This is a genomic window from Amycolatopsis sp. H20-H5 (assembly GCF_035828755.1).
Lineage (GTDB): Bacteria > Actinomycetota > Actinomycetes > Mycobacteriales > Pseudonocardiaceae > Amycolatopsis.
The window spans coordinates 50,603-60,236 of the sequence record NZ_JAYMZS010000018.1 but is presented as its reverse complement, the minus strand read 5'-3'; the positions used below and the strand labels follow the sequence as shown (position 1 = coordinate 60,236).

The window sequence follows — 9,634 nt, the reverse complement described above, 5'->3', positions numbered from 1 at the left end:
GCCGCGCGCCTTGCGTACCTTGGCGTCCCCGAGAGCGTCCTTGGCCTGGCCGACGTCCTCGCGCCGGGCCTGCTGCTCCGCGCGGGCGCCTTCCAGCTCGGCTCCGGTGCGTTCGAGGGCGCGCTCGGCGGCGAGCTGGCGGTCTCGGGCCTCGTCGACGGCGGCCTGGACCTCGATGACGCTCTCGCTGCGGGAAGACCCGCCGACAGCCCAGCCGGCACCGAAGACGTCCCCTTCGGCGGTGACGGTGCCGATGTCCGGGTGGACCGCGACCAGGCGGCGAGCGGTGTCCAGGTCGGCCACGACGGCGACCTTGTCGAGCGCGCGCTCGACCGCGAACCGGAGCGCGGGGGGTGCGGTGACGACCTCGCGGGCCCAGCGGGCACCGCCGGGAAGGGACGGCCAGGAGGCAGTGTCCACTTCGGACCCGAAGCCGCCGAGCAGGATGCCCGCGCGGCCGGAGTCGTTGTCCTTCAAGAACTTCAGCGCGGCGAGCGCGTCCTCGCCACCGGCGACGGCGACCGCGTCGGCCACCGGGCCCAGCGCCGCGGCGAGCGCGATCTCGTGGCCGGGCTCGACCGTCAGCAGTGCGGCGACCGAACCAAGCAGACCCGGCAGCTGATGCGCGGCGCCGAGCAGCGCGCCGGTGCCGTCCTTGCGGCGCAGGCCCATCGACAGCGCGTCGACCCTGGCCTTGTCCGAGGCGATGTCCCGCTCGGCGGTGCGCTCGGCCTTGACCAGCTCCTCGACCCGCGCCTTGGCCGCGTTGTTCGCCTCGACGGCCTGGTCGTGGCGGGTTTGCAGGTCGGCGTCGTCGGACTCCTCGACGCCACCCTCGGCGCGGGACTCCTCCAGCTCTTCGAGGGCGATCTCGGCGCGCTCGGCGGCCTCTTCGATGGAGACGGACAGGCGGTCGATCTCGTCGGAGGTGGCGCCGTTCTTGCTGCGCAACGCCTCGACCTGGCCGGTGAGCTTCGCGAGGCCTTCACGGCGGTCGGCGATCGCGCGGACGGCGGCCATGTGGGCGCGCTCGGCGGCCTGGACGAGGTGTTCCAGCTGTTCGCGACGCTGGACGGTCTCCGAGAGCATCATCCGCGCTTCGGCGACCGCCTCGGCGAGTTCCTGCTCCTGCTCGGCGACCACTTCGGCCTCGGCCAGCAGCTCTTCGGGGTCACGCCCGCCGGTGTGCGCGGCGACGTCGGAGGAAAGGTGGCGCTGCCGTTCGACGGCGAGACGCACGGTGCCGCGCAGGCGCTCGGCCAGCGCCGACAGCTTATACCAGGTGTCCTGGGCCGCGGACAGGCGCGGCGCGTCCTCGGCCAGCGAAGCCTCGAGCTCGGCCTCCTCGGCTGTGACGACTTCGAGCGCCTCCTCGACCTCGGCGCGGCGCAGGCGGGCGGTGTTCTCGTCCGCTTCCTCGCGCGCAAGGTGGGTGCGCTGGCTGACCAGGTCGTCGGCGAGCAGCCGGAGGCGCGAATCGCGCAGGTCGGCCTGGACGGACTGGGCCTTGCGAGCGATCTCGGCCTGCTTGCCCAGCGGCTTCAGCTGGCGGCGGAGCTCCGTGGTGAGGTCGCCGAGGCGATCGAGGTTGCCCTGCATCGAATTGAGCTTGCGGAGCGCCTTTTCCTTGCGCTTGCGGTGTTTGAGCACGCCCGCGGCCTCTTCGATGAAGGCGCGGCGCTCCTCGGGCTTGGCCTCGAGGATCTGGGCGAGCTGCCCCTGGCCGACGATCACGTGCATCTCGCGGCCGATACCGGAGTCGGACAGCAGTTCCTGCACGTCCATCAACCGGCAGCCGCTGCCGTTGATCTCGTACTCGCTGGCGCCGTCGCGGAACATGCGCCGCGTGATCGAGACCTCGGAGTAGTCGATCGGGAGCGCGCCGTCGGCGTTGTTGATGGTCAGGGTCACCTCGGCGCGGCCCAGCGGCGCGCGGCCGGCGGTGCCGGCGAAGATGACGTCCTCCATCTTGCCGCCGCGCAGGTCCTTCGCGCCCTGGGTGCCCATGACCCAGCGCAGCGCGTCCAGCACGTTCGACTTGCCGGAGCCGTTCGGCCCGACGACGCAGGTGATGCCCGGCTCGAAACGCAGCGTCGTAGCCGAAGCGAAGGACTTGAAGCCCTTCAGCGTCAAGCTTTTCAGGTGCACTGGGTGCTGACCCCTCCGGACGCGGGAACTGGATGGCCGATCGATAGAGGTTACCTGGGGGTCGTGGCGTCTCGTGGGACGCGGTCCCGGTCCGCGAGCCTTAGCACACTGGAGACCGTCACCACAACCTCATCGACCACATCCGTCACACCGGTCGTTACCGTTCCACGAAGCCCTTGAGGCCACCTTTGGGCGAGGACCACCGCTCGACGACGTGATCCACACTTCCGGGTGATTCTCCCGACCGCAGCGCGGCCAACAAGCGCTCACAGTGGTTGCGAACACCCTCCGCTACCACCTCAACACGCCCGTCCGGCAGGTTCCGCGCCGCGCCGACCAGCCCCAGCTCCAGCGCCCGGCTGCGGGTCCACCAGCGGAAACCGACTCCCTGGACCCGGCCGTGCACCCACGCCGTCAGCCTGATGTTCGTTTCTTCCTCACTCACGAACGCCATCGTGCCCTACCAGATCCACAACGGACAGTGAGCGGGCCCTGGCCTGTAGTTCGCAGAGCGTGAACCAGCGGTGATAGCCTCCGCCCCGGGGTCCACTCACTCGGGCTAACACTTCCGGGTGTACGTCGTACATGTCGTCGTAAATATCGTCGCCGCCCTTCCTAGGAGTCAGCCATGCCCCGCCCCGACGGGTCAGATTCGAGCACACGGATCTCCGTGGCTCCGCCCAAAGGCGCGACCGGCCGGATGAACCGTGCCGGTTACGTCGTGCTCGGCGTCAGCGGCCTCGTGGTCGCGACGGCGTTCGCCGCCATCGCGGAACTCGCCGGACCCGGCACCACCACCGCGAACGGCCCAGGCGCCCCCAGCGGCCAGGGCACCACCCCCGGCGTCCAGGTCGTGCCGGGCAACGCCGTGCCCGGCAGCCCGCTGACGGTCAGCGGCGCCCCCGTTCCCGGCCAGGTGCCCACCACCTCGGCCCCGCCGACCACGGTGACCTCCGTCGCCCCGGACGGCACGGTGACGACCTCGGTCATCATCCCGCCCCCGCTCCTTCCCCCCGGCCAGCCGCCGGTGAACACACCACCCCGCGACGACCCCGGCACCTCGCCGTCGCACACGTCACCACACACCACGCCGTCCACTACGCCGACTTCGACCACACCGAAGCCGACTACGAGCGAGCCGACGACTAGCCCGACTACGCCGGACAGCCCGCCGAGCAACCCAACGCCGCCTTGAAGCGGTAGTCCGACACCCACTGTCGGGCCCACAACCAGCGACACCGCACCCACGACGCCCTGAGCGTCACAAATGCTCGACTGTCCCTGAAGGCCACCTTCACGGCGTTTTACGCCGTGAAGGTGGCCTTCAGGGACAGCTAGATCTCGAAGCGGTAGCCCATGCCCGGCTCGGTGAGCAGGTGTCGGGGGCGGGAGGGCTCGGGTTCGAGCTTGCGGCGTAGCTGGGCCAGGTAGACGCGCAGGTAGTGGGACTCGGTCTCGTAGGTCGGGCCCCAGACGTCGTGCAGCAGCTGCTTCTGCGCGACGAGACGGCCGCGGTTGCGGACCAGCAGTTCCAGCACACCCCACTCGGTCTTGGTGAGGTGGACTTCTTTGCCCTCGCGACGGACTTTCTTCGCCGCAAGGTCGATGGTGAACGACCCGGTGTCCACAATGGCCTCCGCACCGTCCACAGGGGACACCGCCGAGCGCCGGACGGCCGCGCGCAGGCGGGCCAGCAGCTCGTCCATGCCGAACGGCTTCGTGACGTAGTCGTCGGCGCCCGCGTCGAGGGCCTCCACTTTGTCCGCGGAGTCGCCGCGGGCGGACAGCACGATGATCGGCACCGTCGTCCAGCCGCGCAGGCCGCCGATCACCTCGGTGCCGTCCATGTCGGGCAGCCCGAGGTCGAGCACGACCACGTCCGGTTTGGTCTCGGCGACGGCCTTGAGCGCCGCCGTCCCGTCGTGCGCGGTGATCACCTTGTAACCGCGGGCCGACAGGTTGATTCGCAGCGCGCGGACGATCTGCGGCTCGTCATCGACCACCAGCACGGTGGCCGCGTGGTCCAGGCTCATCGCACGCGCTCCTTGTTCTCGAACGTCTCGTCGAAGGCCAGCAGGTCCTTCTCCGGGTCCTGCCCACGGTAGGCCGGCAGGGAGATGACGACGGTCAGCCCGCCGCCCGGCGTGTCCTCCGCGCGGATGCTGCCGCCCATCGCCTCGGTGAACCCTTTCGCCACCGACAGCCCCAGCCCGACGCCGGGAGTCGTGTCACGATCGCCGCCGAGCCGCTGGAACGGCGCGAACGCCGAGTCCGCGGTGCCCTTCCGCAGGCCGCGGCCGTGGTCGACGATCCGGAGTTCCACGTACTCGGAATGCGTGCTGGCCCTGGCCGAAACGGGCTCCCCCGCCGTGTTCGCCCCGTGCCGCAGCGCGTTGTCGATGACGTTCGCCACCACCCGTTCGAGCAGCCCCGGGTCGGCCAGCACGGACGGCAGCCGCTCGTCCACGGCCACCACCACCGACTCCGAATCGTCCACATTGGACAAAGCGTGCGCGACGACCTCGTCGTAGCCGACGGGACGCAGGTGCGGCCGGACGGCGCCGGTGGCAAGGCGTGACGAGTCGAGCAGGTTGTCGATGAGCCCGGCGAGCCGGTCCGCTGAGAGTTCGATGGCCTCCAGCAGCTCCCCGGTGTCCTCGGCCGACAGGAACAGGTCCGGCGCGCGCAGGCTGCCGATGGACGCCTTGATCGAGGTCAGCGGCGTACGCAAGTCGTGGCCCACAGCCGAAAGCAACGCAGTCCGCAGCTCGGTCGTCTCGGCCTTGCGCTCGGCCTTCGCCGTGGCGGCGGCCATCCGCTGCTGCCGCAACGCCATCAGCGCCTGCCCGGCGACCGCTTCGAGCACCCGGCGGTCCGCGGCGGGCAGCGCGCGGCCGCGCAGAGCCAGGTGGACGTCGGCGGTGACCGCGATGTCGACGTCGGCCTCGTCGGGGTCGGCGCACGGGTCGTGCCCGGCGACCGCGACCCGCTGCCACTTGGCGTCCCGCTTTTCCAGCAGGGTCACCGAAGTCAGGCCGAAATTCTCCCGCACCTTCTCCAGCAGCCGTTCCAGTGGCGCGGAATGCGTGAGCACCGTGCGCGCGTACGACGCCAGGAGCGCGGCCTCGGTCCGCGCCCGCGCGGCCTGCGTCGCGCGCCGAGCCGCGGTGTCGACGACCAGCGCGACCAGCACCGCGACGACGACCATCGCGATCAGCGTGACCACGTTGCGCGGCGCGTGCACGGTCAGCGTGTACAGCGGCGGGGTGAAGAAGAAGTTGAGCAGCCCGGCGCCCAGGATCGCGGCGAGCAGGGCCGGGCCGAGGCCGCCGACGAGCGCCACGATCACCGTCGCGAGCACGTACCCGATGACATCCGTGGAGAAGTCGAGGTCATCGCGCAGAAACACGCCGATCAGCGTTGCCAGCGAAGGCAGCACCAGCGCGAGGATCCAGCCCAGCACCTGCCGCGACGGGGTGAGCGGGCTGCCCGCCAGCCGCGCCCGCAGCCGTCCGCCCGCCTGCTCGTGGGTGACGATGTGCACGTCGATCGCGCCGGACTCGCGCACGACGGCCGCGCCGATGCCCTCGTCGAACAACCGCGCCACCCGCGACCGGCGCGAGGTGCCGATCACGAGCTGAGTCGCGTTGACCCCACGCGCGAAGTCGAGCAGGGCGGTCGGGACGTCATCGCCGACGACGGTGTGGAAGGTGGCCCCGACCTCCTCGGTCAGCTTCCGGTACTTGCCGACGGCCATCGGGCCCAGGCCGGACAGCCCGTCGCCGCGCAGGATGTGCAGCACCAGCAGTTCCGCGCCCGCGCGGGCCGCGATCCGGCTGCCGCGCCGGATGAGCGTCTCGCTCTCCGGGCCGCCGGTGATCGAGACGACCACCCGCTCGCGCGCCTCCCAGGTCTCGGTGATTGACTGCTCGGCGCGATACCGCTGCAGCGCGACGTCGACCTGGTCGGCGACCCAGAGCAGCGCCAGCTCACGCAGCGCGGTGAGGTTTCCCGGCCGGAAGTAGTTGCCCAGCGCGGCGTCGATGCGCTCGGCCGGGTAGACGTTGCCGTGCGCCAGACGACGCCGAAGCGCCTCGGGGGTGATGTCGACGAGCTCGAGCTGCTCGGCCTTGCGCACCACCTCGTCGGGCACGGTCTCCTGCTGCGCGACGCCGGTGATCCGCTCGACGACGTCGTTGAGGCTCTGCAGGTGCTGCACATTGACCGTGGACAGCACGTCGATCCCCGCGTCCAGCAGGTCGTGGACGTCCTGCCAGCGTTTCTCGTGCTTGGACCCGGGCACGTTCGTGTGCGCGAGTTCGTCGATGACCGCGACCTCGGGCTTGCGCGCGAGGATCGCGTCGAGGTCCATCTCGTCGAACGCGTGCCCGCGGTGCTCGACGTGGCGCCGCGGCACGGTTTCGATGCCCGCGACGAGCTCCGCGGTCTTCTTCCGGCCGTGGGTCTCGACCAGGCCGAGCACCACGTCGGTGCCGCGATCGAGCCGTCGGCGGGCCTCGCCGAGCATGGCGAACGTCTTGCCGACGCCCGGGGCCGCGCCGAGGTAGATCCTCAGTTCCCCTCGGCGCGGCTTGGCCGGTTCTTCTGGTTCCACTAGCTCAGTCTGCTCTCTGGTTACGCTATTTGCCCGAAGCAGCCTGGATGGCGAGGTTGAGCTTCAGCACATTCACTCCGGGGATACCGAGCCCTGACCCACTCGTGTTGTCTTTCACCAGCTGCGCCACCGTGTCGACCGGCAGTCCGGTGACCCGGGCGACCCGCGCGGCCTGCAGGTCGGCGTAGGCGACGCTGATGGCCGGGTCGAGACCCGAGGCCGACGCCGTCACCGCGTCCGCGGGCACCTGCGCGGCGGGGACGCCTTCACGCTGGGCGATGAGCTCCTTGCGCTTGCCGATGGCGTCGACGAGGTCCTGGTTGTACGGGCTCTTGTTCGACGCCCCGGAGGTCGACGGGTCGGCCGGGCCGAGCACGTCCTTCGAGCCCGCCGAGGGCCGGTTGTGGAACCACGGGTCGCGCGCCGGGTCGGCCGCGACCGGGTCGACGCCGATGAGCGACGACCCGACGGCCTGCCCGTTCTGGGTGATGACCGAGCCCTCGGCGTTGCTCCGCAACCCGGGAATGCGGGAGATCCCCCAGACCGCGAGGGGGTAGATCACCCCGAGCAGCACGGTCAGCACGATCAGGACCCGCAGGCCCGCGGCTGTCTGCTTGAGCAGAATCTTCATGACGATTACCCGATTCCCGGAATGAGGCGGACGAGGAGGTCGATGACCCAGATGCCGAGGAACGGGCTGACGATGCCGCCGAGGCCGTAGATCAGGAGGTTGCGCCGCAGCAGTGCCGACGCCGAGGACGGCCGGTACCGCACACCGCGCAGGGCCAGCGGGATCAGCGCGACGATGATCAGCGCGTTGAAGATGACCGCCGACAGGATCGCCGAGCGCGGCGTCGCCAGGTGCATGATGTTGAGTGCGCCGAGCTGGGCGAAGATGCCGGTGAACATCGCGGGCAGGATCGCGAAGTACTTCGCGAGGTCGTTCGCCACGCTGAACGTCGTCAGCGCGCCGCGCGTGATCAGCAGCTGCTTGCCGATCGCGACGATCTCGATCAGCTTCGTCGGGTTCGAGTCGAGGTCGACCATGTTGCCGGCCTCCTTCGCGGCCGACGTGCCGGTGTTCATCGCGACGCCGACGTCCGACTGCGCCAGCGCGGGGGCGTCGTTGGTGCCGTCGCCGGTCATCGCGACCAGCCGCCCGCCCTCCTGCTCCTTGCGGATCAGCGCCATCTTGTCCTCGGGCGTGGCCTCGGCGAGGTAGTCGTCGACACCCGCGTCCTCGGCGATGGCCTTGGCGGTGAGCGGGTTGTCGCCGGTGATCATCACCGTCTTGATGCCCATCTCGCGCAGCTCGACGAAGCGTTCCTTCATGCCAGGCTTGACCACATCGGACAGCCGGATCACGCCGCGCACGAACGCCCGGCCGTTCTCAGATTCGGCCACCACCAACGGGGTTCCGCCCTGCTGGCTGATCTCGTCGACCACCCGCTCGGTCTCGTCGGGCATTTCGCCGCCGCGTTCGCGCACCCAGGTGCGCACCGACGCGGTGGCGCCCTTACGGACCTCGCGGTCACCGATGTCGATCCCGCTCATACGCGTCTGCGCGGTGAAGGGGACGAACTCGGCGAGCTTCTCGTCCTCGCTCGCCACCTCGGCCATGCCGTGGTCACGGGCGGCGAGTTCGAGGATGCTGCGGCCCTCGGGGGTGCCGTCGGCGAGGCTGGACAGCCGGGCCGCGGCGGCCAGTTCGTCCACTGTAGACGAACCGACCGGGACGAACTCGGTGGCCTTGCGGTTGCCGAAGGTGATCGTGCCGGTCTTGTCCAGCAGCAGCGTCGAGACGTCACCCGCGGCTTCGACCGCGCGGCCGCTCGTCGCCAGGACGTTGCGCTGCACCAGGCGGTCCATCCCGGCGATGCCGATCGCGCTGAGCAGTGCGCCGATCGTCGTCGGGATGAGGCAGACCAGCAGTGCGGTCAGCACGATCACCGACTGCTGGCTGCCGGAGTAGGCGGCCATCGGCTGCAGGGCGACCACCGCGAGCAGGAAGATGATCGTGAGCGTCGCGAGGAGGATGGTCAGCGCGATCTCGTTGGGCGTCTTCTGCCGGGAAGCACCTTCCACCAAGGCGATCATGCGGTCCACAAAGGATTCGCCTGGCTTGGTGGTGATCTTCACGACCACGCGGTCCGACAGCACCGTGGTGCCGCCGGTGACCGCGCACCGGTCGCCGCCGGACTCGCGGATGACCGGGGCCGACTCGCCGGTGATGGCCGACTCGTCGACCATCGCGATGCCCTCGACGACGTCGCCGTCACCAGGGATCACCTCACCGGCCTCGACCACCACGAGATCACCGATACGCAGGTCGACACCGGGAACGCTCTCCTCGGAGCCGTCCTCGGTGAGCCGCCGCGCGACGGTCTCCTTCTTCGACTTGCGCAGCGATTCGGCCTGCGCCTTGCCCCGGCCCTCGGCGACCGCCTCGGCCAGGTTCGCGAACAGGACGGTGAACCACAGCCAGATGGCGATGAGAATGCTGAACATGTTCGGGTCGGTGATGGCGAACACCGTCACCAGCAGCGAACCGAGCCACACCACGAACATCACGGGGTTGGACAGCTGGTGTTTCGGGTTGAGCTTGCGCAACGCGTCGGGCAGCGAGGTCCAGAGCTGGCGCGGACTGAAGATCCCCGCGCCTACCCGACCAGTGTTCTCCGCTTGGTGCTGCTGTACATCTTGAACGCTGCGGTGCGGGGTCTCGGTGACTGTCATGCTGTGTCCTTCGCGAGGCCGCGCGCGGTCGCGATCGTGTCGCCAGGCCGCGCCATTCGAATGAGGTACAAGTTCAGAGGCAGGGTGGCCTGCCGCCCCGATAGCGGGGCCTGTTGGCCGGGGCGCGCTCCATGG

At 70.1% G+C, this 9,634-nt stretch carries 7 protein-coding genes; 1 reads left to right on the top strand and 6 read right to left on the bottom strand.

Annotated features, from left to right (window positions below; all coding sequences use genetic code 11):
* Both smc and QMK34_RS13650 read right to left on the bottom strand, forming a co-directional pair.
* A partial coding sequence (smc, locus tag QMK34_RS13655) for a chromosome segregation protein SMC (protein WP_326414261.1) occupies window positions 1–2,148 on the bottom strand: 2,148 nt, incomplete at its 3' end.
* A 157-nt stretch (window positions 2,149–2,305) separates the two neighbouring features.
* Window positions 2,306–2,602, bottom strand: coding sequence for an acylphosphatase (locus QMK34_RS13650; RefSeq protein WP_326414260.1), 297 nt, complete (start codon window positions 2,600–2,602; stop codon window positions 2,306–2,308).
* 216 nt (window positions 2,603–2,818) lie between these two features.
* Here QMK34_RS13650 and QMK34_RS13645 point away from each other — a divergent pair, with 216 nt between their 5' ends.
* Complete coding sequence (locus QMK34_RS13645) at window positions 2,819–3,343, top strand: hypothetical protein (RefSeq protein WP_326414259.1); 525 nt, start codon at window positions 2,819–2,821, stop codon at window positions 3,341–3,343.
* 139 nt (window positions 3,344–3,482) lie between these two features.
* On the opposite strand, the gene QMK34_RS13640 is transcribed toward QMK34_RS13645, so the two are convergent.
* Genes QMK34_RS13640 through kdpB form a run of 4 tightly spaced genes read right to left on the bottom strand, consistent with a single transcriptional unit; the run spans window position 3,483 to window position 9,499 of the window.
* Window positions 3,483–4,181, bottom strand: coding sequence for a response regulator (locus QMK34_RS13640; RefSeq protein WP_326414257.1), 699 nt, complete (start codon window positions 4,179–4,181; stop codon window positions 3,483–3,485).
* Window positions 4,178–6,763, bottom strand: a complete 2,586-nt coding sequence (locus tag QMK34_RS13635) for a sensor histidine kinase KdpD (protein WP_326414256.1) — start codon at window positions 6,761–6,763, stop codon at window positions 4,178–4,180. Before QMK34_RS13635 ends, QMK34_RS13640 begins: the two co-directional genes overlap by 4 nt.
* Window positions 6,764–6,788: 25 nt before the next feature.
* Window positions 6,789–7,394, bottom strand: coding sequence for a potassium-transporting ATPase subunit C (locus QMK34_RS13630; RefSeq protein ID WP_326414255.1), 606 nt, complete (start codon window positions 7,392–7,394; stop codon window positions 6,789–6,791).
* A 5-nt stretch (window positions 7,395–7,399) separates the two neighbouring features.
* Complete coding sequence (gene kdpB, locus QMK34_RS13625; RefSeq protein WP_326414254.1) at window positions 7,400–9,499, bottom strand: potassium-transporting ATPase subunit KdpB; 2,100 nt, start codon at window positions 9,497–9,499, stop codon at window positions 7,400–7,402.
* Between the last annotated feature and the right edge of the window lie 135 nt (window positions 9,500–9,634).

Excerpts from the sequence above, each read along its gene's own strand:
- kdpB (WP_326414254.1), bottom strand. The coding sequence starts at position 9,499 with ATGACAGTCACCGAGACCCCGCACCGCAGCGTTCAAGATGTACAGCAG.
- QMK34_RS13640 (WP_326414257.1), bottom strand. The coding sequence starts at position 4,181 with ATGAGCCTGGACCACGCGGCCACCGTGCTGGTGGTCGATGACGAGCCG.
- QMK34_RS13630 (WP_326414255.1), bottom strand. The coding sequence starts at position 7,394 with ATGAAGATTCTGCTCAAGCAGACAGCCGCGGGCCTGCGGGTCCTGATC.
- QMK34_RS13650 (WP_326414260.1), bottom strand. The coding sequence starts at position 2,602 with ATGGCGTTCGTGAGTGAGGAAGAAACGAACATCAGGCTGACGGCGTGG.